General features: G+C 38.9%; 27 protein-coding genes and 1 other annotated feature. Of the genes, 1 reads left to right on the forward strand and 26 read right to left on the reverse strand.

All coding sequences use genetic code 11. From position 1 onward, the window contains the following. The first annotated feature begins 123 nt into the window (after nucleotides 1-123). A complete protein-coding gene (gene rpmB, locus BN53_RS07190; protein WP_009560288.1) occupies nucleotides 124-309 on the forward strand; it encodes a 50S ribosomal protein L28 in 186 nt (61 codons plus the stop codon). A 150-nt stretch (nucleotides 310-459) separates the two neighbouring features. Here the strand turns inward: rpmB and BN53_RS07195 are convergent, their stop codons facing one another. The 26 genes from BN53_RS07195 to BN53_RS07320 form a co-directional block, all read right to left on the reverse strand. Then, complete coding sequence (locus BN53_RS07195) at nucleotides 460-1149, reverse strand: thiamine diphosphokinase (RefSeq protein ID WP_009560289.1); 690 nt, start codon at nucleotides 1147-1149, stop codon at nucleotides 460-462. Next, nucleotides 1146-1805: a ribulose-phosphate 3-epimerase gene (gene rpe / locus BN53_RS07200; protein WP_009560290.1), complete on the reverse strand. Its 660-nt coding sequence runs from the start codon at nucleotides 1803-1805 to the stop codon at nucleotides 1146-1148. Before rpe ends, BN53_RS07195 begins: the two co-directional genes overlap by 4 nt. A 12-nt stretch (nucleotides 1806-1817) precedes the next feature. Beyond that, nucleotides 1818-2714 (reverse strand): ribosome small subunit-dependent GTPase A, encoded by an 897-nt coding sequence (gene rsgA / locus BN53_RS07205; RefSeq protein ID WP_009560292.1) that lies wholly within the window; start codon nucleotides 2712-2714, stop codon nucleotides 1818-1820. Then, nucleotides 2711-4699, reverse strand: a complete 1989-nt coding sequence (gene pknB / locus BN53_RS07210) for a Stk1 family PASTA domain-containing Ser/Thr kinase (RefSeq protein ID WP_009560294.1) — start codon at nucleotides 4697-4699, stop codon at nucleotides 2711-2713. The genes rsgA and pknB overlap by 4 nt, the downstream gene beginning before the upstream one ends. Beyond that, nucleotides 4696-5445: a Stp1/IreP family PP2C-type Ser/Thr phosphatase gene (locus BN53_RS07215; RefSeq protein WP_009560295.1), complete on the reverse strand. Its 750-nt coding sequence runs from the start codon at nucleotides 5443-5445 to the stop codon at nucleotides 4696-4698. The genes pknB and BN53_RS07215 overlap by 4 nt, the downstream gene beginning before the upstream one ends. A 3-nt stretch (nucleotides 5446-5448) precedes the next feature. Continuing rightward, entirely contained in the window at nucleotides 5449-6771 is a 1323-nt protein-coding gene (gene rsmB / locus BN53_RS07220) for a 16S rRNA (cytosine(967)-C(5))-methyltransferase RsmB (RefSeq protein WP_009560296.1), read from the reverse strand. Then, the gene (gene fmt, locus BN53_RS07225) at nucleotides 6764-7705 is read right to left on the reverse strand and encodes a methionyl-tRNA formyltransferase (protein WP_040537381.1); all 942 of its coding nucleotides are present in this window, start codon (nucleotides 7703-7705) and stop codon (nucleotides 6764-6766) included. The genes rsmB and fmt overlap by 8 nt, the downstream gene beginning before the upstream one ends. 11 nt (nucleotides 7706-7716) lie before the next feature. Beyond that, on the reverse strand, nucleotides 7717-10110 hold the full coding sequence (priA, locus tag BN53_RS07230; RefSeq protein ID WP_009560298.1) for a primosomal protein N': 2394 nt from the start codon (nucleotides 10108-10110) through the stop codon (nucleotides 7717-7719). 78 nt (nucleotides 10111-10188) lie between these two features. After that, a complete protein-coding gene (gene rpoZ, locus BN53_RS07235; protein WP_009560299.1) occupies nucleotides 10189-10398 on the reverse strand; it encodes a DNA-directed RNA polymerase subunit omega in 210 nt (69 codons plus the stop codon). A 2-nt stretch (nucleotides 10399-10400) separates the two neighbouring features. Next, nucleotides 10401-11015, reverse strand: coding sequence for a guanylate kinase (gene gmk / locus BN53_RS07240; RefSeq protein ID WP_009560300.1), 615 nt, complete (start codon nucleotides 11013-11015; stop codon nucleotides 10401-10403). Nucleotides 11016-11099: 84 nt separating this feature from the next. Then, the gene (gene recN / locus BN53_RS07245; protein ID WP_009560301.1) at nucleotides 11100-12797 is read right to left on the reverse strand and encodes a DNA repair protein RecN; all 1698 of its coding nucleotides are present in this window, start codon (nucleotides 12795-12797) and stop codon (nucleotides 11100-11102) included. A 14-nt stretch (nucleotides 12798-12811) separates the two neighbouring features. Further along, complete coding sequence (locus BN53_RS07250) at nucleotides 12812-13624, reverse strand: TlyA family RNA methyltransferase (RefSeq protein ID WP_009560302.1); 813 nt, start codon at nucleotides 13622-13624, stop codon at nucleotides 12812-12814. After that, complete coding sequence (locus BN53_RS07255) at nucleotides 13624-14493, reverse strand: polyprenyl synthetase family protein (RefSeq protein WP_009560303.1); 870 nt, start codon at nucleotides 14491-14493, stop codon at nucleotides 13624-13626. The genes BN53_RS07250 and BN53_RS07255 overlap by 1 nt, the downstream gene beginning before the upstream one ends. 1 nt (nucleotide 14494) lies before the next feature. Continuing rightward, complete coding sequence (locus tag BN53_RS07260; protein ID WP_009560304.1) at nucleotides 14495-14737, reverse strand: exodeoxyribonuclease VII small subunit; 243 nt, start codon at nucleotides 14735-14737, stop codon at nucleotides 14495-14497. Beyond that, the gene (xseA, locus tag BN53_RS07265; RefSeq protein ID WP_009560306.1) at nucleotides 14718-16085 is read right to left on the reverse strand and encodes an exodeoxyribonuclease VII large subunit; all 1368 of its coding nucleotides are present in this window, start codon (nucleotides 16083-16085) and stop codon (nucleotides 14718-14720) included. Before xseA ends, BN53_RS07260 begins: the two co-directional genes overlap by 20 nt. Beyond that, nucleotides 16072-16923: a bifunctional methylenetetrahydrofolate dehydrogenase/methenyltetrahydrofolate cyclohydrolase gene (locus BN53_RS07270; RefSeq protein WP_009560307.1), complete on the reverse strand. Its 852-nt coding sequence runs from the start codon at nucleotides 16921-16923 to the stop codon at nucleotides 16072-16074. The genes xseA and BN53_RS07270 overlap by 14 nt, the downstream gene beginning before the upstream one ends. 53 nt (nucleotides 16924-16976) lie before the next feature. Next, entirely contained in the window at nucleotides 16977-17372 is a 396-nt protein-coding gene (nusB, locus tag BN53_RS07275) for a transcription antitermination factor NusB (RefSeq protein ID WP_009560308.1), read from the reverse strand. Nucleotides 17373-17377: 5 nt separating this feature from the next. After that, on the reverse strand, nucleotides 17378-17806 hold the full coding sequence (locus tag BN53_RS07280; RefSeq protein WP_009560309.1) for an Asp23/Gls24 family envelope stress response protein: 429 nt from the start codon (nucleotides 17804-17806) through the stop codon (nucleotides 17378-17380). A gap of 18 nt (nucleotides 17807-17824) precedes the next feature. Next, nucleotides 17825-18394, reverse strand: a complete 570-nt coding sequence (gene efp, locus BN53_RS07285) for an elongation factor P (protein WP_009560310.1) — start codon at nucleotides 18392-18394, stop codon at nucleotides 17825-17827. A gap of 52 nt (nucleotides 18395-18446) precedes the next feature. Beyond that, a complete protein-coding gene (locus BN53_RS07290; RefSeq protein WP_009560311.1) occupies nucleotides 18447-19556 on the reverse strand; it encodes an aminopeptidase P family protein in 1110 nt (369 codons plus the stop codon). A gap of 120 nt (nucleotides 19557-19676) precedes the next feature. Beyond that, the gene (gene rpmA, locus BN53_RS07295) at nucleotides 19677-19967 is read right to left on the reverse strand and encodes a 50S ribosomal protein L27 (RefSeq protein ID WP_009560312.1); all 291 of its coding nucleotides are present in this window, start codon (nucleotides 19965-19967) and stop codon (nucleotides 19677-19679) included. Nucleotides 19968-19985: 18 nt separating this feature from the next. Continuing rightward, nucleotides 19986-20297 carry a 50S ribosomal protein L21 gene (gene rplU, locus BN53_RS07300; protein ID WP_009560313.1) on the reverse strand — a complete coding sequence of 104 codons (312 nt, stop codon included), beginning with the start codon at nucleotides 20295-20297 and terminating at the stop codon, nucleotides 19986-19988. Nucleotides 20298-20311: 14 nt separating this feature from the next. Next, nucleotides 20312-20391: a sequence feature (ribosomal protein L21 leader region), on the reverse strand. Nucleotides 20392-20468: 77 nt separating this feature from the next. After that, on the reverse strand, nucleotides 20469-21782 hold the full coding sequence (locus BN53_RS07305; RefSeq protein ID WP_009560314.1) for a DUF2325 domain-containing protein: 1314 nt from the start codon (nucleotides 21780-21782) through the stop codon (nucleotides 20469-20471). Nucleotides 21783-21841: 59 nt separating this feature from the next. Next, nucleotides 21842-22021 carry a 2-hydroxymuconate tautomerase gene (locus tag BN53_RS07310; protein WP_009560315.1) on the reverse strand — a complete coding sequence of 60 codons (180 nt, stop codon included), beginning with the start codon at nucleotides 22019-22021 and terminating at the stop codon, nucleotides 21842-21844. A gap of 37 nt (nucleotides 22022-22058) precedes the next feature. Then, nucleotides 22059-22658: an ECF transporter S component gene (locus tag BN53_RS07315; protein WP_009560316.1), complete on the reverse strand. Its 600-nt coding sequence runs from the start codon at nucleotides 22656-22658 to the stop codon at nucleotides 22059-22061. A 125-nt stretch (nucleotides 22659-22783) separates the two neighbouring features. Continuing rightward, entirely contained in the window at nucleotides 22784-23353 is a 570-nt protein-coding gene (locus tag BN53_RS07320; protein ID WP_009560317.1) for a uracil-DNA glycosylase family protein, read from the reverse strand. Nucleotides 23354-23365 lie beyond the last annotated feature (12 nt).

Genomic DNA, 23365 nt, shown 5'->3' on the forward strand with positions numbered 1-23365 from the left:
TTATCATAGTAAAAAGAAAAATTTTAGTGAAAACAACAGAAGTAAAATACTTTTTTGGTTGAATTGAATTTAAAGTTATGCTATCGTTATAAAGTATGATTACAAGTAAAGGGGGTTTAGCAAATGGCAAAGGATTTTGTAACTGGCAAGAAGACTACTTTCGGTAACACTCGTTCACACGCCTTGAACTCAACTCGTCGTGCATGGAAGCCAAACCTTCAAAAGGTTCGTATTCTTGTTGATGGTAAGCCAAAGCGTGTTTGGGTTTCAACCAAGACTTTGAAGTCAGGTAAAGTTACTCGCGTTTAATGCGAAGAGAAGCTTATCTATCATTTATTTGATAGGCTTTCTTTTTTGTTTGAATTCAGATAAAAAAGGCGCTTGTGCTTGTAGTACAACGCAACAAAACACCCTATCCGGTCGATTTAGACTAGATAGGGTGTTTTATTGTGCAATTTTTTAATTGTTAAGATGATAAAAGCGCTCAAGATCCTTTGAAAAAATTACGCTAACCATCCCCTTGGCAAAAGATAATTTGAAATCTTTGCCCTTATCCGCAAATTCATTTGAAGAAAAGATTTGCGGATAAGCTACTGAGTAATTTTCTAAATGGTATTTAGCTTCAGCTATGGTCAAATTATCCACTGCAGACAAAGTAGCCACGCCAAAGTAAGGATAATTCTCCCAGGCAATCTTATGTTGTCCTGGCAGATAATAGCGGATCTTATTTTGGCGATCTAGCAAAACAATCTTTTCACTATACTGACGAACGTCTGGATTAAGCATCATGAACATATTAACCAAGAAATGGTCAATTCTTCCGCCAGTGGCACCCAAAATTACCAAGGAATCGACTTGATATTCTTCAAAAGCAATTCGAATCATTAACTCCGAATCAGTGTAATTTTTTATCGGGTTGGAATATCTAATATCTGCCACTGAATGTTCAATTTGAGCTAGTTCAGCCTTTTTTAAAGAATCATAATCGCCAACAGCTAAGTCTGGAGTTATTCCTAATTCTTCTAAAAGCAGACTCCCTCGATCCACTCCAATGATCAAATCATGATTGTTTTGCGCTTTTAGCAAAATATCTTTAATATCTATGGGCCACTCTTCTTTTGGGCCTCCTAATAATGCGTAAGCTATCATGCTAGAATCTCGTTAAGTTTATTAACCTTGCCTGCAACATCGCCATCTTTGAATAAGTAAGAGCCAACCACAAAAACATTGGCTCCAGCATCTTTAGCAAGCTTGATTGTATCTGCATTAATGCCGCCATCGACTTCAAGGGTAATTCTTGAGCCAGTTTGATCAATAATTTTTCTAGCTTCTTTAATTCGATCAATTGATGCTTCGATGAATTTTTGACCGCCAAATCCAGGATAAACAGTCATCAATAAAACCTGCTTCAATTTTGGCGCAAACTTGTCTAAAACTGAAACTGGCGTATCAGGATTCAAAACCAAACCCGGTCTTACTCCATTTGAAGCTAAGTAATCTAACCAATAGCTAACTTGGCCTTCGTCCATTGCTTCATAGTGAAATTCCAATAAATCAGCTCCTGCTTGAACAAAAGCTGGAATCAAATCCTTAGGATTGTCACTCATCAAGTGGATTTCTGCATCAGTCATTGGGAATTCGCGTTTAAAATCCTTAACCAATTGTGGGCCATATGACAAATTAGGAACGAAATGTCCATCCATAATGTCAATATGAAATCTCGTAATTCCAGCTTCTGAAGCCTTCTTAATATCGTTTCCTAATTGTAAATTATTTGCATTCAAAATTGATGGTGCGATTATCATTTTTTACCTCAATCACTTCAAATACTCGGGAATTCTTCCCTCACTAATCTCTTCTCTTAGCGCCAAATAATCTTCATAGCGACTTGCTAGGATAACTTCTTCTTCTAATAGGCGCTTTACTTCGCATTTAGGCTCTTTTAAATGTTGGCAACCCCGGAATTTGCAGTTGCTGCTTGCTTGAACAAATTCCACAAAATAATTGGCCAAATCAACCAACTTAATTGGCGTTAAATCAATTGCTGAAAATCCTGGCGTATCTGCCAAAAAGCCCTGTTCAAGTCTGAAAAGCTGTACAACTCTTGTCGTATGCTTTCCGCGGTTTAAAGCTGTTGAAATTGCCGCTGTAGACTGGTTGGCATCTTGCTTCAAATAATTCAATAAAGTTGACTTTCCAGCTCCTGATTGGCCGGCTAAAGTCCAAATTTCATCCACTCCAATCAATGATGGCAATTCTTGCTCTAAAAGCTTCTTATCAGTGAAAACCGGGTAGCCAATCTTAGCATAATAATTCAGATTTTCTTTTATCTCAGCCAATTTTTGTGGATCGACTAGATCGGCTTTTGATAAATAGATCGTCACTTTAACATTTTGCCAGGCAAAGAAAGTCAAAAAACGATCTAACAACTGTACAGAAAAATCTGGTTCAACTGCTGAAATCACTAGCAAAACATGACTAACATTGGCTACAGCAGGCCGACCGATACGGTTTTTTCTAGGCAAAATTTTTACCAAGTAGCTGGTACCTTGTTCATCATGCTTGATCTCTACTTTATCGCCAACAGCAGGTTTTTGGTTTTTTTGACGAAAAACACCTCTAGCTCTTGTTCTAATTACTTCTTTATCAGTTTGAACATCATAAAAGCCTGCATTTAGACTAATAACTGTCCCTTGCTCTATTTTGACTGTCATTTAGTCACCTTTTCATTTAAGATGGTTTCCCCATCGCGAATAACCTTTAATTGACCCGATCCATTCTTCAAATAAAACGGAATTGAGAAATTCATATCGTCATGAATATATAGATCGCGGTAAATATTACTCAAGGAATGGTTGTCGTCTTTAATGTAAATTTGAATATGGTTGCCTAAATTATCGCTGCTTTGACTGCTATCGTCGGCATCTTTGTCTATATCTTCAGAAGAATTGTTGTCAACGTAATTAACCGTGAAAGTCTTAGTAATCTCGGTTGTCACTTCGTCAGCCTTACCCTTAGATACAGTGATCGTTATTGTAGATCCTGGATGAACTTCTGTACCAGCTTCAGGTTTCATCGAAATGATATGATCTTTTTCAACCGTATCAGAATAGTCTTGCGTGATCTGCAATGTTAGGTCATTCTTTTCAGCGTATTCTTGGGCGCTTGACAAAGTTTCACCAGTCAAATCTTTCAATTTAATGGTGTCTTTGTCATCTTCCTTATTATCGCCTTGTGAGACAACCAAGGTTATCGTAGTTTGACTTGGCTTTACTTCAACTCCAGCAGCAACGCTTTGAGAAATAACTTCATCTTCTGGCACAGTAGTTGAATTCTGATTTTCCCGGATTACGCTAAAGCCCAATTTTTCAAGCTTATTGACGGCATCTTCATAGTCCATACCTGTTACATCGGGTACTTTAACCATTCCAGCTCCCTTTGAAACTACCAGATCAACGCTTCGACCCTTTTTGACGGTTGAGCCGGCAGATGGATTAGTTGAAATTACCTTGCCGGCATCAATGCTGTCGGATTCTTTATGCTGAATCTTTCCAGCAACTAGCCCTGCCTTTTCAAGCTTGGTCCTTGCCTTGCCCTCAGTCATGTTAGTGACATCTGGTATACGAACCACGGTGGTATTTTTGCCTGTTAAAGCAAAAGCCATAATTGAAACAATCAACACCGCTGCAATTCCAATAAAGACAAACCAAAGCCAATGCTTTCTAACATTCTGCCAAAACGGCACTTTTTCTTGAGTCTTAGGAGCTTTGCTGTCAGCTTTTGGCTTATTTTTGGCATTAATATCTGATAAAACAATCGTCGGGTCATCGTTTTTTAAGCCATATTGCGGTTTAAAAATTGGTTCATCCCTGCGACTAAGTTCCAGACTGGTGTCCAAATCTGCTTGCATCGCTTGGGCAGAAGCATAACGATCTCGTGGATCTTTTGAAGTTGCTTTTAAAACAACATTTTCAAGCGCCTGTGGTACTTTCTTATCTTTTCTTCTAATCGAAGGTATTGGCTCTTGGGCATGCTTTAAAGCTACAGAAACCGGGGTTTCTCCACTAAATGGCACAGTCCCCGTAATCAATTCATACAAAATTATTCCTAAAGAATAAATATCTGATTGAGCTGTAACTAACCCGCCACGAGTTTGCTCAGGCGACATATAATGAACCGAGCCCATAACTGCATTGGTTTGAGTAATCGAACTTTGATTTAAAGCTACTGCAATTCCGAAATCGGCAATTTTAACATTTCCTCTTTGATCCATCAGAATATTTTGTGGCTTCAAATCTCTATGAATCACATTATGTTTATGAGCTAGGGCAACCGCGCTCAAAATTTGATCCATAATTCTGATTACTTCATCCAGATCAAGCGGCGAATTTTCGCGGATATAATCCTTCAAATCCGGCCCATCTACGTACTCCATTACCATGTATGGCAAGCCTTGATCTGTGCCAACATCTAAAACCGAAACAATATTAGGATGACTTAGTTCGCTAGTCGCTAGAGCTTCTCTTTGAAAACGAGACTCAGTTTGTGGTTCTTTTCTTAGATCCAGTCTTAAAAGCTTTACTGCGACTTTTCTTTGCAAAATAATATCTTCGGCCAAATAGACATTAGCCATGCCACCTTCGCCTAATATATCAATTATTCGATAGCGCTCTCCCAGCAAATAACCTTTATCGATCATTTACCGTCTTCCTCCTTGCACCATACTAGGCAGACGGTAATATTATCCCCGCCTCCGAGTCTATTTGCTTCGTTGATTAATTTAATGCAGCGATCCTTTAAAGTCAGATCTTTAGTTGCTAAAATCTGCTGAATCTGTGGATCAGACAAGGAGTTGGTCAAACCATCCGTACAAAGCAAGAGCGCATCGCCAGCTTTTAGCTGAATTTCAGCAAACTCAGGATCAATTGTGCTAGAGACGCCTAGTGCTTGCGTAATAATATTCTTTTGTGGGTGATGCTTAGCTTGCTCTTTGGTAATTTGACCCATCTTTACTAGTTCATTGACTAATGAATGGTCTTGAGTCAATTGCACGAACTTGCCATCAGCATAGCTGTAAGCCCGTGAATCTCCTAAGTGGGCAATTAAGGCGCTATCTTCAAAGGTAAAAGCAAGCACAATGGTTGTGCCCATGCCATTTAAATCTGGGAAGCGGTCTGCTGCCTTCAAGATTGTTTCGTTTTCAGAAGTAAGTTGTACCTCAAGCCACTTGCGCGCAGGTTTTGGATCAGTAAAATCGGTGGCAATAAAGTTATGTCCTAAATGACTAACAGCCATTGTCGAAGCAACATCCCCACCTTGGTGTCCACCCATGCCATCACACACAATCGCTAATGTAACACCACTTTTATTTTTAAATACTTTTACAAAATCTTGGTTGCTTTTACGTATTCTACCAATACTTGAAGCATATGCTGTTTCTATCAAAACTTAACCTCGCAATTTTAACTTTGCAATAAAAAATCCATCGCTTCCGAATTCATCTGGCAAAATCTTGAGCATGCCTGAATCGGATTTTAATTTTGCGACTTCAAATTTTTCCAAACTATAAGCTGGATGCGCCATCAAGAATTTTTCAATTACGTCTTCATCTTCTTGCCGGGAAATCGTACAAGTTGAATAAACTAATTCTCCGCCTTTATTTAAAAGCTGGCTAACATGGTCCAGGATTGCTAGCTGAATTTTTTGCAAATTAACTAAATCTTCTGGCTTTTTAGTATAGCGAATCTCTGGCTTTCGTCTCATCAAGCCTAAACCAGAACATGGTGCATCCACCAATATTTTATCAAATCTTTGATCTGAGAAATAACTATCTGACGCTCTAGCATCGATTGCGGCTACTTTAAGCTTGTCAGCCACTTTCATTCGCTGAGCGTTTTTCTTAACCAAATTCAACTTATTTTTGTGAATGTCTAAAGCGGTCACTTGACCAGTAGTTAAATGTTCAGCAATTTGAACTGTTTTGCCGCCAGGAGCACTGCAGGCATCTAATACTTGCTCATCCCCTTTGAAATCAAAGGCTTGAACTACTAAGCCAGCTGCTTCATCTTGAATGGTAATATCACCATTTTTGAATAAGTCTTCCTTAATAACCCCACCATGTTTCAAAATTAGGTTGCTTGGCGAAAGATCAGACTTAACTGGCTCATAGCCAAGCTGAGTCAATTGCGTAAACACTTGTTCTTGATCAGCTAAGCTAGAAACTCGAATAGAATTTTTGGCCGTTTCATTAAAGCTAGCAAACATTGCTTGCGCTCTTGGTCTGCCCCATTCTTTAACGAAATATTCTACTAGCCATTGCGGCATACTTTCTTTGACGCTTAGATATTCGATGCTATTTTCATCATCTGGCAAAACTACCCCTCGTCTAGTCAGTGAGCGCAAAACTCCATTGACGATTCGATAGCCATTTGAGCGCTTAGAGCCATAGCTTTTGGCTAACTTGTTTGCTTCATCCAAAACGGCACGAGCTGGAACTTTATCCAAAAAGATTATTTGATATGCGCTCATGAGCAAAAGTGGCATTAAATGTTTCTCAGTTAACTTAGTTTGAATCAAGTCTTTTAATTGGTACTCCAAGAAAATTCTGTGCTGGATTGTCCCATATACAATATTTGTAGCCAAGTTTTGGTCGGCTTGACTTAATTGGGCATTTTCCAAGCTATGATTCAAACTGATATTCGAATATGAATTTTTGGTCAAAATATTGATCAGAATATCTAGGGCAACTGAACGAGCTGTATTCTTAGTCAAAAATTCTCTCTCCTGCTACAAATTTGCTTCCCTGTCCATTAAGAAAGTTCTTTACATTCATTGCTTTCTTACCAGCAGGTTGTAATTCCAAAAGATTCAAAACGCTGCCACCGGCAAAGCTAAGTGCAAAACGGCCTTTGTTGTCAACTAAGCAGCCTGGCTCAATATTAGTTGATTCTTCAGCCACTTCTGCTTTCCAAACCTTCAAACGCTTGCCATTCATTTCAATGTAGGCACCTGGATCTGGATTCAAGGCACGAATCAAGTTGTTTGCTTGCGTTGCAGTCAATTTTGAACTGATCTTTTCTTGATCCTTTGAAATATTTGGTGAAAAGACAACCTTGCTTTCATCTTGAGCAACTTTTTCGATACTATTATCGATAATTTTTGGCAAAGTTTCTAAAAGCAAGTCTCGACCAACTAATGACAATTTGTCAAATAAACTACCAGTAGTGTCTTCTGGCAAGATGTCGATTGCCTTTTGGGCATACATATCACCAGCGTCCATCTTCTTTACCATTTCCATAATGGTAATTCCAGTTTGAGCGTCGCCGTTAAGCAATGAATATTGAATTGGTGCACCACCGCGATATTTTGGAAGCAATGATCCGTGAACATTTACGGCTGCGATTCTAACTGAATTCAAGAACTTAGTTGGCAAAAATTGTCCATAAGCTGCTGTCACGATCAAATCGGCTTGAAGTTCCATTAATTCTTCTAATTCTGGCGAGCCAGATAGTTTTACTGGTTGATATACCTTTAAATCATGAGCCTCAGCTGCAATTTTAACTGGAGTCTTGGTAACAATTTGCTTGCGACCAACCTTTTTATCGGGTTGAGTAACAACAGCCTTGATGTCATATCCTGCTTCAAGCAAGCCTTCCAAAATTGGAACAGCAAAATTAGGTGTTCCCATAAAAATGATTGATATCATTAATTCTCTCCTTAAAGTATTCGTTCTGGTTCCTTATCTATGTAGATATTTAACCCATATTTTTTAACGCCTTGCGCATCATCTTGAATTTGATGCAATAACTTATTTAGGTTGTCTTCTTTTTTATATTTTACCAGTATTTGGTAATAATATTGATTTTTTAATCGAGAAATTGCACTCGGGGTCGGACCTAAAATAATCGTATCTTTATTTAGATTTCCTTGCAACTGACGACGAATCTTAAATGCTTCCTTAGCTGCAACTTGTTCATTTTTAGAAGCAATTGAAATCAAAACTGTGTAGAAATATGGCGGATAGTTGCCCATATGACGCACACGCATTTCATAGCGATAGAATTGCTCATAATCCTGAGTTTGAGCCAATTTTATTGCATAATGTTCAGGATTATAAGTTTGAATCAGGACTTCGCCAGTTTTTTCTGCTCGACCAGCTCGACCTGAAACTTGCGTCAACAATTCAAAAGTTCGCTCAGACGAATTGTAATCTGGCACCCACAAACCAGTATCGGCGTTGACCACGCCAACTAGGGTTACATTAGGGAAATCCAGACCCTTGGCAATCATCTGTGTTCCTAATAAAATATCAGCTTCATGATTAGCAAAGCTGTCTAAAATCTTTTTATAGCTTCCCTTTCTTCTGGTTGTATCTACATCCATCCGCAAAATTCGGGCATTTGGAATCAATTCAAGCAATTCCTCTTGAACTTTTTGCGTTCCCGTTCCTAAGAAACGAATTTGCGAGCTTTGACAATTTGGGCAGCGATAAGGAATCTGCGTTGTATAGCCACAGTAGTGGCATTGCATGCTTTGGCTGTCTTTATGCATAGTTAAAGACAAGTCACAATTTGGACACTTTAAAACAAAGCCGCATTCTCTACAAAGCATAAAATTCGCAAAGCCCCGGCGATTGAGCATCAAGATCACTTGTTCTCTTTTTTCTAGTCGATTGCGAATTGCTTCAACTAGTCCTACTGAGAGATCAAATTGTGATCCGGCAAACTGAACCTGCTTTAAATCAATCAAGTTGACCTGAGGCAATTGCTTTTTATTTGCTCTTTGAGTAAGAGTCAATAACTGATAAACATTCTTTTGCGCTCTAGCTCGGCTTGCTAGTGATGGGGTTGCACTACCAAGAACCAAAGGGCAATGATTAAAGTTGCTACGCCAAATGGCAACATCCCTAGCGTGATAACGTGGTTCAGTCTCTTGCTTATAAGACGATTCATGTTCTTCATCGATAATGATCAAGCCGATATTGGTCAATGGTGCAAAAATCGCGCTACGGGCTCCAACAACAACTTTGGTTTTTCCTTGTCTGATCTTGCGCCATTCATCATAGCGCTCTCCTTCTGACAAACCGCTATGCAAAACGGCAACTTCTTGTCCAAATCTAGCCTTGACTTGCGACACCATCTGCGGAGTAAGCGAAATTTCTGGCACCAGCATCAGTGCAGTTTTTCCAAAATCAAGCGTACGGGCAATCGCATGCAAGTAGACTTCAGTTTTTCCACTACCAGTAATACCTTCCAAGAGAAAAGTTTTATTTTCAGTTTGTAAAATGCTCTGACTAATTTTTGACAAAGCATCTTGCTGCTGTAAATTAAGCTCAATTTTTTTAGCAACAAAATTTGATTCATCTTTTAGCGGATCACGATAAACTTCAACTTCATTTTTCTTCAGCCAGCCCCTTTTAACAGCATTAGTCAAAGTCGCACCATTGACCTGTGCATCTTGTTCTAGCTGCTTTTGTCTTTTAGGATACTGATCAAAATTCTCAATCACGTCCATCAAGAGTTGCTTTTGTTTGACAGCATTTTGACGCAAGGTGTTGTATATCTTGATGTACTCATCCTTATCAACTAGCAGTTCATATTGATTTTCAGTTTTACTTTTAGCCCGATTTTCGATAATGTATTCAACTTTTGCTTGTTTATTTGCCAGTAACTTTCTAACTTGGCCAGCTAGTTTGGGATCCATTGCTTGATTCAAGTCTAGTGGATCTCCTTGAAAAATTGGCAAATTGGCCGCTTGCTCATCAGCTGGCTGCAAAATTTTATGATAATTAGCACGCATGACGCTTGGCAGCATGGCCTTTAGAATACTAATTCGATATGAAAAAATATCCTTAGAAAGATCATCTGACAGCTGTACCAATTCCTTAGTTAGTGGCGGCATTTCATCCACGACTAATAAAAGATCCTTCAATTCTCCCTTATATTCACTACTATCGGTTAAACCGACAACAAATCCCTGTAATTTTCGCGGACCAAATGGGACATAAACTCTTGAACCAATCTCAATATCAGCTAGTTCGTCAGGAACATGGTATTCAAAAATTCGATCTGTTTGTTTGGCAGCAATATCTACGATTACCTGTGCAATCATTTTCCCTCCTGACCAAAAACAGGCCGGGATTAATCCCAGCCTGTCTTATCTTAGTAACCAATTTTCAGATTAATCTAGTTAAGCTTCAATTGATAAATCAACTGTAACCTTACCAGCTTCGATTTCTTCTAAAGCCTGGCCTACAGCCTTATCACATTTGAAGATCTTCAAAGCTGATGGATCGCCAGCTTCTAATTGATGAGCTCTCTTAGCTGCTAAAACTGACAATGAGTAACGTGAATCAACCTTTTCAAGTAAATCATCAATTGATGGATATGTAATTCTCATAATTAATCCTCTCTAACCATTTGGCGATAGTCATCAATAACGCGCTTAACGCTAACATGCTCTGCATCAACAATTGCCTTAATATGATCAACTGCATTAGCAACGGTGTCATTAACAACCGCATAATCGTAATCTTGCATCACAAGGATTTCTTTACGCGCTTGCTTGATTCTGCCAAGAATTACTTCTTCAGACTCAGTTCCACGATTTTCTAGTCGTAAATGAAGAGTATGTAAATCTGGCGGGGTCAAAAAGATGAAGACACCATCTGGCATCTTTTCTCTAACTTTTTGTGCACCATTTACATCAATTTCTAGTAAAACATCTTTGCCTTCTTTAAGCAAGTTCTTTACCGGTGCTAATGGAGTACCGTAATAATTGCCAACATACTTGTTATATTCTAGCAATTCTCCATCGGCAATTGCCTGCTTGAATCTTTCTTCGGTTACAAAGTAGTAGTCTTTGCCATCCACTTCGCCTGGACGAGGCTTGCGAGTAGTCATTGAGACAGAATACTCAAATGGAAAAACCTTGTTATCAACAATTGAACTCTTAACAGTTCCTTTTCCAACACCTGAAGGACCTGATAAAACTAATAATAAACCTTTATCTGCCATGCCGCGCTCTCCTACAAAATACTAATATGTCTATTTTGCACTAAGGATAAGGGTTTTTCAAGTATTGTCTTGTTTTTGACGATATTAATTCTGAGTATCAGTATCATCTTTAAAACTCTTCATCAAATCAACCGCATTTTGCTTAGCCGCATCAGTAACATTGCTGCCGGCCATCATTTGAGCAATGGCAGTGATTGTTTCTTCTTTGCTTAATGGTCCAACCTGGGTGAAAGTTGCACCATCTTTGACTTCCTTAGCTACCAAATAACGCTGGTCACCCGCTGCAGCAACTTGCGGTGAGTGAGTAATTGCAATAACTTGCTTATTCTTGCCAATTGAATGCATCTTTCGACCAATAGCAGCTGAAACTCGTCCCGAAACTCCTGTATCAATTTCGTCAAAGATCATTGTTCCAACGGGTTCTACCTTACTAAAGATCGACTTCAAGGCCAATATCAATCTAGACTGCTCACCACCAGAAACGATTTTAACTAGTGGCATCAAATCTTCGCCAGGGTTAGGAGCAATCAAGAAAGTAATTTTGTCTGTTCCTTTTGAGGTAAAAGTCGTCGTTTCTTCAAAATTAATTGAAAAACGGGCCTTTTCCATATATAGATCAGCTAATTCTTCCTTGATTTGACTTTCTAGCGAATGAGCAATTTCCTCGCGAGTCAAATGAAGCTTACGGGCCTTTTTTTGCAAACGATCTTCAATCTTGCTCAATTCTTGCTGCAATTTTTCTTCATCTAAGCCGCCAGTTTCAAATTGACCAAGCTCTGTCTGTACCTTTTCGTAAAATTTGAACACATCTGGCAAAGTCGGACCATATTTTTTCTTGAGAGTATTCAAAGTATCAATTCGGTGAGATACATACTGGAATCTTTCTTCATCAAAATCTAGCTGATCCATCAAATCAGACAATTCTGATCTAGCATCGCTTAAAGCGTACACTCCTTCTTCAACCGTAGTTGAAAAATTCTTGAACTTGCTGCCATAAGAAGCCAAATCAGCTGCAGCATCTTGGGCATCGCTTAACAAAGTGGCGATCCCATGCTCGTCATCATCATACATTTGCATAAAGTATGATGCAGTATCGGCAATTTTTTGGAAATTGGATAATTCACTATATTCTTCTTCTAGACTCTCATCTTCATGTGGATCTTCAAGATTGGCTGCTTCTAGCTCATCGTTTTGAAATTGTAAAATATCTTGCTTTTGGGCTAATTCTTGTGCATTTTGACGCAATGATTTCAATTGACTAGAGACTTTCTTCCATTCTTCATAATCAGTAAGATAAGCTGCTAGATCAGCCTTAAACTCAGCTGGTGCATAGTCATCGACTAAGTCAATTTGTCGATCCTGATCCATCAAAACTTGCTGATCATTTTGACCATGGATATCGACTAAATAATTGCCTAATTCGCGCAAAACATTGATCGTTGTCAGTTGACCATTGATCCTTACGACGTTGCGACCTTTGTTAGCTAGTTCCCGGCTAACCACTAGTTGACCATCGTCATAAGGTAGACCGTATTTTTCACATAGATCGGCAATGATTTCTTTTTGATCGATTGGCTCAAATAATCCTGTAATAACTGCTTTAGTTTCGCCAGTCCGGATCATTTCTTTTTGGCCGCGGCCACCCATCAATAATGAAACGGCGTCGATCAAGATGGACTTACCTGCACCAGTTTCACCAATTAAGACAGTCATATTTTCTTGGAAGCGAACTTTTAGGCTCTTGATGATTGCAAAATTTTGAATATCGAGTTCAACTAGCATATGACATTCCCCTTCTATAAGCCAGCAACTGCTCGAGCAACAACATCTTGAGCTGTTTCCTTAGCTAAATATTGGCCGCCATTTTGTTCATCTTTTTGCAAATGAATCAAGAATTCAATATTTCCTTTTCCACCCTTAATTGGGGAATAATCTAAGCCTAAAACGTTAAAACCGATCTCTCGAGCTACTTGAACCGTATGCTCAATTACTTGCTGATGGACTGCATGATCATGCACGATTCCATTTTTGCCGACATTTTCAGGACCAGCTTCAAATTGTGGCTTAATTAAGCAAACAGCATCGCAGCCATCCTTGAGAATTTCAAACATTGGAGGCAGAATCAAATCCAATGAAATAAAAGAAACATCAGTCATGGCAAAGTCTGGCATTCCTTGTTCAAAATCTTCTGGCTTGCTATAGCGGAAATTCTGCTTCTCCATAACGATAACTCGTGGATCATCGCGCAATTGCCAAGCTAGTTGATTGTAACCAACATCCAAGGCATAAACCATTCTCGCACCGTTTTGCAAGGCTACATCAGTAAAGCCTCCAGTTGAAGCACCAATATCCAAGCAAAGCTTATCAGTTAAATCAATTTCAAAAGACTTCAAGGCCTTTTCTAGCTTAAAGCCTCCACGTGACACATACTTTTTGCCATCCTCTTTAACATAAAAGACTTCATCAAGTGGAAACTTGGTTCCACTTTTGTCAATTCGTTGATGGTTATGGTCTGAAACAAGCCCTGCCATAATTGCTCTTTGAGCTTGAGACCTTGAATTAAACAACCCTTGTTGGGTTAACAATACATCTGCGCGTTCTTTTGCCATTACAATACCTTTTTGTATAAGTCTAAAATGCCTAGCAAGACTTCTCCATTGACTGCTGCAAGATCTGCTTTAGCCTTGTCAATCAATCCTTGCAATTCCTGACGACTCTTATCAATGCCTAAAACCGTTAAGGTGTTGTTCTTACCAACTTCTTGGTCTTTGTGAGTTGCCTTGCCTGCTTCTTGGGAAGATTCAATGATATCAATCAAATCATCATAGATTTGGAAAGCTCGACCAAATGCTCGAGCAAAGTCAACTAACTTTTCGCTCGATTCTTGGGACATGTTTGCATGAACTGTGGCCATTTTGACGCTAGCTTCAATCAAGCAGCCCGTTTTAAGCCATTCCATCTTGTCGATCAAGGCTTCGTTTTGTGCTACGGCATCATTATTAGTTGAATCAATATCTAAATATTGTCCGCCAACCATTCCATTAGGGCCAACAGCTTTAGTAATAATTTCTACTAAACGCCAATCTTGACTACCTTGGGCAATCCATTGAATTCCTAATGGAAGAAGGGCATCTCCAGCTAAAATAGCTTCAGCTTCGCCCCACTTTTTGTGACTTGTTAATCTGCCACGGCGATAATCATCGTTATCCATTGCTGGCAGATCGTCATGAATGAGCGAATATGTGTGGATAAGTTCTATTCCGCAGGCAATTTTCAATTCATTTTCGCCAATTTCCATTCCAGCTACACTGGCAGTAGCCAAAAATAGCAATGGGCGCAATCTTTTCCCACCTGCAACAACTGAGTAAAGCATGATTTGACGGAAGGTTTCGTCTTCAACTTCTTGACTCAGTTTTTCTTCTAAATATTGATTAATAGTTGGTGTCCAATGTGCTTGAAATTCTTTAAATGTCGTCATTTTATTCCTCTGGTGCGTTTGCGTTATTAGGATCTAGTTGGTGAACTGTTCCATCCTTATCGATCAACTTAGCCACAGTTTCTTCTGCTTGAGTCAACTTTTGATCAAGTTCTCGGCTAAGCTTTATACCTGTTTGAAATTGCTTCAAGGCGTCTTCCAAAGGTACGTTGCCATTTTCTAGACTGGTTACGATTTTTTCTAATTCAACTAATTGATCCTCAAAATTATTCTTCTTTGTTGCCATAAGTTTCTTCCTTAATTTCTGCAATCTTCGCTTCAATCGCTCCATCCTTAAAGTGAACGGTAATTGAATCATTTACTTTCACTTGCTCTACCGAACTAACCGCTTTTCCATCAGCAACAGTTGTATAGCTATAGCCACGATCCAAAGTCTTTAGCGGGCTGTAGTCATCAAGCTGCTGCATTTTCTGACGCAAAGTAGTCCTTTTGCTCGTTAGCAAGTTCTTCATACTGGAGACAATTTGTTTAGCCAAAAATTCTCTTTGTTGCTTGAAGCTAACAATTTGTTGTTTAGGGCTGCTTGCCAGCAGTTTTTGCGTTAATAATTGGTAATTTTGCCGATCCGTAAACAACTGTTGCTGCATACTATTATTCAACCGCTTATTTAAAAGATCAAGGGTTTGAATTTGTTGATCATAAAGTCTAGCCGGCTCTCGCATTATCACTGAATTATTGATTCGGTTCAAGACTTCCCTTTTTCCTCTAATGATATTTTGGATATTAGCTAGTAATCGGCTCTGCAATTGATGGATATTAGCTAGTTCATCGGCTAAATTTGGCGTCGCATATTCGGCGGCTGCTGTTGGCGTAGCTGCCCGCACATCTGCTACCAAATCGCACAAGGTGGTATCTGTTTCATGGCCGACAGAAGAAATAACCGGCATTGGCATGTCGTAGACCTGACGGACAACTATTTCTTCATTAAACGGCCATAAATCTTCTAGCGATCCACCACCACGACCAATAATCATTACGTCATATAAATCAGCCTGCGCCAAAATTTGTTTCATTGCATCTATTAGGCTTTGGGCAGCACTATCACCTTGAACTTGTGCAGGAAACAGGTCAATTTCAGCATGTGGAAAGCGCCGATTGGCTGTAACCATAATATCGTGAATAACCGCACCAGAAGCCGAAGTAACAACTGCAATTCTATCAGGAAAATGAGGTAATTTTTTCTTATGTTCAGCTGCAAATAGTCCTTCTTTGCTTAGCTTTTCTTGCAATTGTCTCAAGCGTTCATAAAGTGCACCTAACCCCGCTGGCTCCATGCTTTCTGCATAAAACTGATAAGACCCTTGGGCGCCATAAACTGAAACGTAGCCTGTTAAATAGACTTTCATACCTTCTTCTGGCTTGAATTTCACCTTATCAAAATAGGTCCTAAACATAACCACATTGATTTTTGATTTTTCATCTTTAAGCGAAAAATATTGGTGAGAATTTCTCCGAAAACGAAAGTTTGATAATTCACCTTGCAAAAAAACCTTGTGCAAGTATGGATCATTTTTAAATTTTTGAGTAATGTAATAATTTAAATCCGTTACGGTAAGATATTTATCTTCTCTCATCTTGTCTTTTGGCCAATTTAACAACCTGCTCCATCAATGACTCAACAGTCAAAGGACCAACTCCACCAGGAACAGGGGTAATCAAATTAGCTACCTCCTTTACTTCATCAAAAGCAACATCTCCAACCAAATGATTGTCGATTCGGTTAATGCCCACATCGATTACAATTGCGCCAGGCTTAACCATATCTGCTTTAACTAATTCAGGTTGACCTACAGCAGCTACCAATAAATCGGCTTGACGGGTATAGTCAGATAAATTGTCGGTTTTTGAATGTAAAATTGAAACTGAAGCGTTCTTTTCAAGCAAAAGTGCAGCTAATGGCTTACCTACAATATTGCTTCGGCCGATAATAACTGCCTTCTTGCCAGTTAAATCAATGTCATATTCCTCTAGCAAACTAATGATTCCAGCTGCTGTTGCAGGCTCAACGAAATGATCCCCTTCCCAAAGACGACCAATATTAGTTGGCGTCAAGCAGTCCACGTCTTTTTCAGGATCGATGGTATCCATTAATCTCTTAACATTGATATGGTCTGGAGCAGGCAATTGAACCATCACGCCGTTGATTTCTGGATCAGCATTCAATTTTTTGATTAAGGCAACAACTTCATCTTCAGAAACCGTCTTTGGTAATTGAATATTTTCCTGCAAAATACCAATTTTTTCTGCCATGCGAGTTTTTGCACGGATGTAAACTTTGCTGGCTGCATTGTCCCCAATATTAATTACGCAAAAATGTGGTTGTTTTTTCTGATCAATCAAATTCTTAACAAAATCTTTAAGTCTTTGACTTTTTAATTCTGCTACTTTTTTTCCATCGAGTATTTTATCCATATTTTCACCTATTTTCTTGTAAAAAATAGCCGGCAAACGCCGGCTATCAATTATTAATTCATAAAGTTCGCCAAAATTCCATTAACAAATGGTTTTGTCTTTGGATCTGCAAACTCATCGCATAAATTCAAAGCTTCATTAACAGCTACTTTCGGCTCAATATTTTCGCTATATTTAATTTCGTACAAAGCAATTTCGATAATTGCTACAACAATAGCGTTAACCCTCTCTAGTCTCCATCCAGATTTAAGGTGCTTAGTAATATCTGCTTCTAATTGAGCTCTATTTTCGATTACACCAGAAATCAAAGATTGACTATAGGCAGAAAGTTGCTTCAAATTAAAGACTGTCAATATCTTTGATTCAACTTCTTGCACAGTCAAATCCTTATCTTGATTAGATAAAAAGATTGCCTGTAGTGCAATTCTACGACTATCATGTTGATTCATTGTCACTATTCATCGTCCTCCGGAAATAGTTCAGTAGTATCATTCTCGTCTTGGATTTCACTATCTTTGAAAACTAATCCAACGACATGAATATTGATGGCCTTTAATTCTAAATCCGTCATTTGAATCAATTGCGTCTTTAAGACCTTTTGCAATTTTAAGGCAACCGCAGGTACGTTAACTCCTGCTTCAACATATACATAAACATCTGCGATCAATTTTTGATCTTGATCGATACTGATATTTACACCCTTGCCGCGATCTGTTCTACCTAAAGCTTCCTTGATGCCTGATGTTAAATTACCACGCATTCCAACTACGCCATCAACTTTTTCAGCGGCAATGCCCAAAATAACTTCAAGGACACTGGGATCAATTTTTATTTGTTCACCATTTTCTTCGCCACTTAAGAGAATTTTTGAACTATCTGCCATTTTTTTACCTCGAATTTACTACTTGTTTGCACGTGATACGTACGTACCATCACTGGTGTTAATAGTTAAAACATCACCTTCATTGATGAAGAATGGTACAGTAACAACCAAACCTGTTTCCATAGTTGCTGGCTTACCACCACCAGATGAAGTGTCACCCTTGATATTTGGTTCAGTCTTAGCAACTGCTAAGTCAACTGTATTTGGCAATTGTACTCCCAAAGTTTCGCCTTCGTGAGTAACTACTGAAACAGTCATGTTTTCCTTCAAATACTTAGCTTCTTCTTGAATTTGTTCAGTTGGGATTGCTAACTGATCGTAAGTATTGGTATCCATGAAAACATAGCTACTGCCATCGTTGTACAAGTATTGCATAGACTTAGTTTGAATATCTGCAGTATCAACTTTAGCAGTTGAACGGAAAGTATATTCTTGAACAGCACCGGTTCTCAAACTCTTAAGCTTTGAACGAACGAAAGCACTACCCTTACCTGGCTTTACGTGTTGGAATTCAACAATTCTCCATAAGTCATTGTTGTATTGAATGGTCAAACCGTTCTTAAATTCGTTAACTGAAATCATTGTCATAATAGGTACCTCATTTCTACATATCTATGTTACCAATTTAAAGCATGTTTGGCTATAGAGAAAGTAACTCGTCTTTTGGCAAAGTTGATAAGACTTCTGGAGTGGATCTTGAAATAAGCACATCATCCTCAATTCTTACTCCGCCCTTATCAGGAAGATAAATTCCCGGTTCAACTGTATGCACCATATTGTCTATCAAAACCTGCTTTTTAAATGGAAGTGCTGGTTGACAAAGTTCATGAATTTCTAGTCCAATTCCGTGACCAATTCCATGGCCAAAATATTGACCATATCCTTGCTCGGTAATATAATCACGGGCTGCTTTATCAACGTCAAAGCCAGTATTGCCAGCAACTGCTGCTTCAATTCCTCGCCTTTGTGCTTCATGAACAATTTTGTAAATTTTATGAAGTTCTGGCTCTACTTTGCCCAAAGCTACTGTTCGAGTAATATCTGCCGCGTAGCCATGATAAAAGCTACCAAAGTCGATCACGATTAATTCGCCCTCTTTTAGACGCTTGTCGCTAGCTACGCCATGTGCCCAGGCACTTCTTACGCCAGATGCAATAATTGTATCAAAGGATGGACCATCTCCGCCATGCACTTTGAACAAGTAATCTAATTTTGCGCCAATTTCTCGCTCTTGCACGCCTGGCTTTAACATTGGCAAAATTTCCTTGAAACTCTCCATTGAAATTTCGATTGCCCTGCGCAAGGTTGCTATTTCAAGTTCATCCTTAACATTGCGAACTTGCTCGATTAATTCTTGGCAAATTTCAAAAGTGATTTGGGGATTCAATTCCTGCAATTTTTGGTAATCAATCGCTGAAGTATACTCGCCTTCAACTAACACCTTAGATAACCCCAGTTTTTTTAAAATCTTGCTAATCTCATTGACTTCATAATCCCGCTTCATAATCACGGTCATCTCGCCTGGAGCTTGAGCCTTAATTTGTTCTTTAAAGCGCGAATCTGATAACAGATATCTTTCGCCACTACTAGTTAAGATCAATTGTGCTTCTTCGCCAGTAAAGTTGGTCAAATAGCGGTAATTAGCTTGATTATAAACAATCATTGCATCTGCATTTTGATCTTTGATCAAATCACAAGTAGCAGCAATTCTTTTTTGCAATAAGCTTAACAAATCTTGTTGTGCTTCCATTCAAAAGCCCCCTTCATAATTGAACTTGTTAGCTCAATTATACAAGATAGGGATTGCAATAGACAAAAAATTACCTTATAAACTAAAAAAGCGAGGCAATGCCCCGCAAATTTATTTCTATTACTTAGCTTCGTCAGCTGGAATAACTGAAACTTGCTTCTTGAATTTACCAAGACGTTCAAACTTAACAACACCATTTACTAATGCAAATAAAGTGTCGTCGCCACCTCTACCAACATTCTTACCTGGGTGGATCTTAGTACCACGTTGACGGTAAATAATAGTACCTGCGTGGATAGTTTGACCATCAGCAGCCTTAGCGCCTAAACGACGACCAGCTGAGTTACGACCGTTGGCAGTAGAACCGCCACCCTTGTGGTGGGCAAATAACTTCAAACCTAAAATATTCATTATCATTTCACCTCTAAATTAAGCTTCAATCTTTTCAACTGTAACCTTAGTGTAAGGTTGACGGTGACCATACTTAGTGTGAGAGTGCTTCTTTGGCTTGTACTTGAAAGTTACAACCTTCTTTTCCTTGCCTTGCTTTTCAACTTTAGCAGTTACCTTAGCACCTTCAACTAAAGGAGTACCTACTTTTACATCCTTGCCATCTGAAACAAGAACAACTTCATCAAAAGTTACTTCTGCGCCTGCTTCAACATCAAGCTTTTCAACAAAGATAGCTTCGCCTTCAGTAACCTTGTATTGCTTACCACCGGTCTTAATAATTGCGTACATTTGTACACCTCCGTAAAAATACTTAGACTCGCCAACCGAGGTGTCTTCTACCTCAAAGAACTTCTTACCTCGTTATGTGCGGTTGCAGATGTGGAGGTTCCCACAAATACAACTCCTACATTTTACAACGCTATGGAGCTTTTATCAATGAAAAAGCACAAAAAAACTTAATTATTCGTTTTTTGTTTTGTATTCAATCGTCTGATTACCCTCATAAGCTGGCAAGCCATTAGCCGCTCGGTAAAGTGCCCTTTCAAAAGATTGATAGCCTTTGCTTGAACTAACAGCGAATTTTACCCCATACTTACTTGAAAACTCGCGAATATTCCAGGTTGAATCGTGGGCTGCAAAAGCCGTCACTAAAATCACAATATCCAAGTCTTTGATTTGTCGCTCCATGGCCTTTTTCTTGCCATCAAAGGCATTGATTGGGATCGGAATTCCATTGTAGCGCTGAACTATTCCCTCTAGCATTTGTTCATTTTGGTTGTCGCCAACTGCAATACCCACGCGCTTGTAATGCAAGTCTAAATCAAGCAAGGTAAGATTTTGCTCGGTTTCAGTTTTTTCTTTGCTTTTCTTCTTAGTAGAAGCTCTTTTTTCAGCTTCAGTTTGATAAATCCAGCGAATTTGCACTGCATCGGCTGGATTTTTCTTTAAACGAATATCGCCAGTATACCAAGCCAGATCAACGATTGATCCATCTTCAAGGTGAATATTTTCACCTTGATAATAGCTGCTATCAACCGGAATAACGACATTTTTGCCCCGAATCTTCAATTTTTGTCCATTGATATTGCGCGTAATCGCTAATTGCCCGGCCTTGCCTTGAACAACAGCATACTTAAAATCTTCAATCTGGTCATAATCTCGCGTGCGCAACTTGCGATAGCCAACAACTCTAAGAATCTCTGCTTCATAATTTGGATTTTGCTTATCCTCAAGGGCTTCAACAATGTCGCCGCTCTTCAAGTTAAGAGTATGAACTTGAGATTCTTTAACTGTATAAACTACATCGCCATTATCATTGATCAATTCAGCTCCAGAAACCAAGCGAATAACTGTATATCTGCGTCCCTTGCGATAGTCTTTACTGATGGGCTTTTTTGGAGTCACTGCATCCCTAAAGATCTTAGAATTGATTGCTTCTTTTGTTGTAATCGACTTTTGAATTGCTTGTTCTAATTTGCCTAAATCCTTGCCGTATTTTTTGCTGACGCCTTTGACAAAGGTCAATTTATGGATTGTACTGACAGCTTGTTCTTTGGCTGCGTTATCTCCAGGCACTATTAAAAGCTGCGTCAATGCAGCTATCAATTTTTGAACTAGTTCTGTATCTTCTTGACTTTCTGCTATAGTTTGATCAGTTTGATCATCTGTCATCTGCAAAACTGTCTTGATGGCTGCGAGTCCATTTTTTAAGCTTTTGTCATCGCCATCAGTATTTTGCAAAATTAGCTTTAAGTTATTTCGGTAATCAAACAAATTTTCTCTTCCCTTCAAAAAAGAACTTGGGATCAAGTCTCAAGTTCTTGTTCATCAAATTAAGCTTTCCATTCGCCGTTATTGCCGTAGCTGTGCTTGCCAAGTTCATCGATAATAACATGGATGTGTTCTTTAGGAGCTCCAGTATTCTTGTGAACAGCTTCAGTTACATCTTTCATCAAGTTAGTGAGTTGTTCGTCGGTTCTTCCTTTGATCAATTGAATATGTACAAATGGCATAATGAGGTCCCCTTTCAAAAAATATTGCCTAGCTAGATTATATTCCATTTTTTCGCAAAATTCTTGTCAACGGCTTTAAAATTATTGGCGTTAAAACTCCAGTAAAAATCAACTCAAGAATTCCATTGCTGCCAAGTGCCACCAGCAAAATCAGAATCAATGGTTTATCGTTAATGGCTCCAAGACTAGTTACTAATTTTGCAGAATTTTGCAAATAGCAAAGATCTGTTAGCAAGATTACTAGCAAAGTATTGGCTAAAGATGCACTCATACCTGCAAATAAGTAGGTCCATGTGCCGGCATTCCTTTTTTGAGTAATTAGGCCTGGCATTAAACCGGCTGCTACTCTCGGAACTAGTGCGATCAGCGGATTTTGAAATAGCATGATCGTAATCAAGTCGCTTGGGGCAGTATAAGCCATTATTAATCTAGTAATTCCCCAAAATAGGCCAAATAGCGCCCCGGCTTTAGGTCCCATCAAGCAAGCATAAATAGCAATCGTCAAAGGGACGGTAGTAACTGCTGGAAGACCTGGCAGAATTCGAATATATCCAATTAAAGGGACAAACGTTTGCAATAATAAAATAGCCGAAAAAATCGCTGTTAAGGCAATCCTTTGGGTTTCTTGTTTGCGCATAAAATTCAAACCTTTTCTAAAATACTGTATCTTTTGATCTTAACAAAAATGTTTTTTGATCACAATTTTAATACTTAAATCGTCAAGCAAAAAGGCGCGCTTTATACGCACCTTTTGTTGCTTGCTTAAGCAATAATCTGTCTTACTAATTCTTGCAAAGCTGGAACAACATCTTGTTCAAACCAAGGGTTCTTTCTCAGCCAAATATTATTCCGCGGAGATGGATGAACCAATGGAAAGTATTCTGGCAAATATTGATCAAAAGATTGAACGACATTGGTCAACTTCACCTTTGATGGCAAGTTCAAATAGTATCTTTGGGCATAATTGCCAACTAAAATTATCAACTGCCGCTTAGGCATTGTTTCCAATAATTGAGGATGCCATTTTTGAGCAATATTTTTTCTAGGTGGCAAATCTCCACTCTTGCCTTTTCCCGGATAATAAAAGTCCATCGGAATATTAGCAAAATCTCCCGAATCGTAAAACTCGCTCCGATCAACGCCGAGCCATTGTCTTAATCTGTCCCCAGAAGCGTCATTCCACATCAAACCAGTATCTTGCACCCGCTTGCTAGGGGCTTGTCCGATAATGACAATTTTAGCAGTTTCTGGAGTAAAAAAGACTGGTTTCCAATTTTTAGCAGTAAACTCCTTATTTTCAGGAGCTGCCATAATTTCATCGATTAGGGTCATTAAAACAACTTC

Source organism: Lactobacillus pasteurii DSM 23907 = CRBIP 24.76 (genome assembly GCF_000297025.1).
Taxonomy (GTDB): domain Bacteria; phylum Bacillota; class Bacilli; order Lactobacillales; family Lactobacillaceae; genus Lactobacillus; species Lactobacillus pasteurii.

Coding starts and splice junctions, on each gene's coding strand:
- rpmB (WP_009560288.1), top strand. CDS start 124: ATGGCAAAGGATTTTGTAACTGGCAAGAAGACTACTTTCGGTAACACT.
- BN53_RS07195 (WP_009560289.1), bottom strand. CDS start 1,149: ATGATAGCTTACGCATTATTAGGAGGCCCAAAAGAAGAGTGGCCCATA.
- rpe (WP_009560290.1), bottom strand. CDS start 1,805: ATGATAATCGCACCATCAATTTTGAATGCAAATAATTTACAATTAGGA.
- rsgA (WP_009560292.1), bottom strand. CDS start 2,714: ATGACAGTCAAAATAGAGCAAGGGACAGTTATTAGTCTAAATGCAGGC.
- pknB (WP_009560294.1), bottom strand. CDS start 4,699: ATGATCGATAAAGGTTATTTGCTGGGAGAGCGCTATCGAATAATTGAT.
- fmt (WP_040537381.1), bottom strand. CDS start 7,705: ATGATATCAATCATTTTTATGGGAACACCTAATTTTGCTGTTCCAATT.
- priA (WP_009560298.1), bottom strand. CDS start 10,110: ATGATTGCACAGGTAATCGTAGATATTGCTGCCAAACAAACAGATCGA.
- rpoZ (WP_009560299.1), bottom strand. CDS start 10,398: ATGAGAATTACATATCCATCAATTGATGATTTACTTGAAAAGGTTGAT.
- gmk (WP_009560300.1), bottom strand. CDS start 11,015: ATGGCAGATAAAGGTTTATTATTAGTTTTATCAGGTCCTTCAGGTGTT.
- recN (WP_009560301.1), bottom strand. CDS start 12,797: ATGCTAGTTGAACTCGATATTCAAAATTTTGCAATCATCAAGAGCCTA.
- BN53_RS07250 (WP_009560302.1), bottom strand. CDS start 13,624: ATGGCAAAAGAACGCGCAGATGTATTGTTAACCCAACAAGGGTTGTTT.
- BN53_RS07255 (WP_009560303.1), bottom strand. CDS start 14,493: ATGACGACATTTAAAGAATTTCAAGCACATTGGACACCAACTATTAAT.
- BN53_RS07260 (WP_009560304.1), bottom strand. CDS start 14,737: ATGGCAACAAAGAAGAATAATTTTGAGGATCAATTAGTTGAATTAGAA.
- xseA (WP_009560306.1), bottom strand. CDS start 16,085: ATGAGAGAAGATAAATATCTTACCGTAACGGATTTAAATTATTACATT.
- BN53_RS07270 (WP_009560307.1), bottom strand. CDS start 16,923: ATGGATAAAATACTCGATGGAAAAAAAGTAGCAGAATTAAAAAGTCAA.
- nusB (WP_009560308.1), bottom strand. CDS start 17,372: ATGAATCAACATGATAGTCGTAGAATTGCACTACAGGCAATCTTTTTA.
- BN53_RS07280 (WP_009560309.1), bottom strand. CDS start 17,806: ATGGCAGATAGTTCAAAAATTCTCTTAAGTGGCGAAGAAAATGGTGAA.
- efp (WP_009560310.1), bottom strand. CDS start 18,394: ATGACAATGATTTCAGTTAACGAATTTAAGAACGGTTTGACCATTCAA.
- BN53_RS07290 (WP_009560311.1), bottom strand. CDS start 19,556: ATGGAAGCACAACAAGATTTGTTAAGCTTATTGCAAAAAAGAATTGCT.
- rpmA (WP_009560312.1), bottom strand. CDS start 19,967: ATGAATATTTTAGGTTTGAAGTTATTTGCCCACCACAAGGGTGGCGGT.
- rplU (WP_009560313.1), bottom strand. CDS start 20,297: ATGTACGCAATTATTAAGACCGGTGGTAAGCAATACAAGGTTACTGAA.
- BN53_RS07310 (WP_009560315.1), bottom strand. CDS start 22,021: ATGCCATTTGTACATATTCAATTGATCAAAGGAAGAACCGACGAACAA.
- BN53_RS07315 (WP_009560316.1), bottom strand. CDS start 22,658: ATGCGCAAACAAGAAACCCAAAGGATTGCCTTAACAGCGATTTTTTCG.
- BN53_RS07320 (WP_009560317.1), bottom strand. CDS start 23,353: ATGACCCTAATCGATGAAATTATGGCAGCTCCTGAAAATAAGGAGTTT.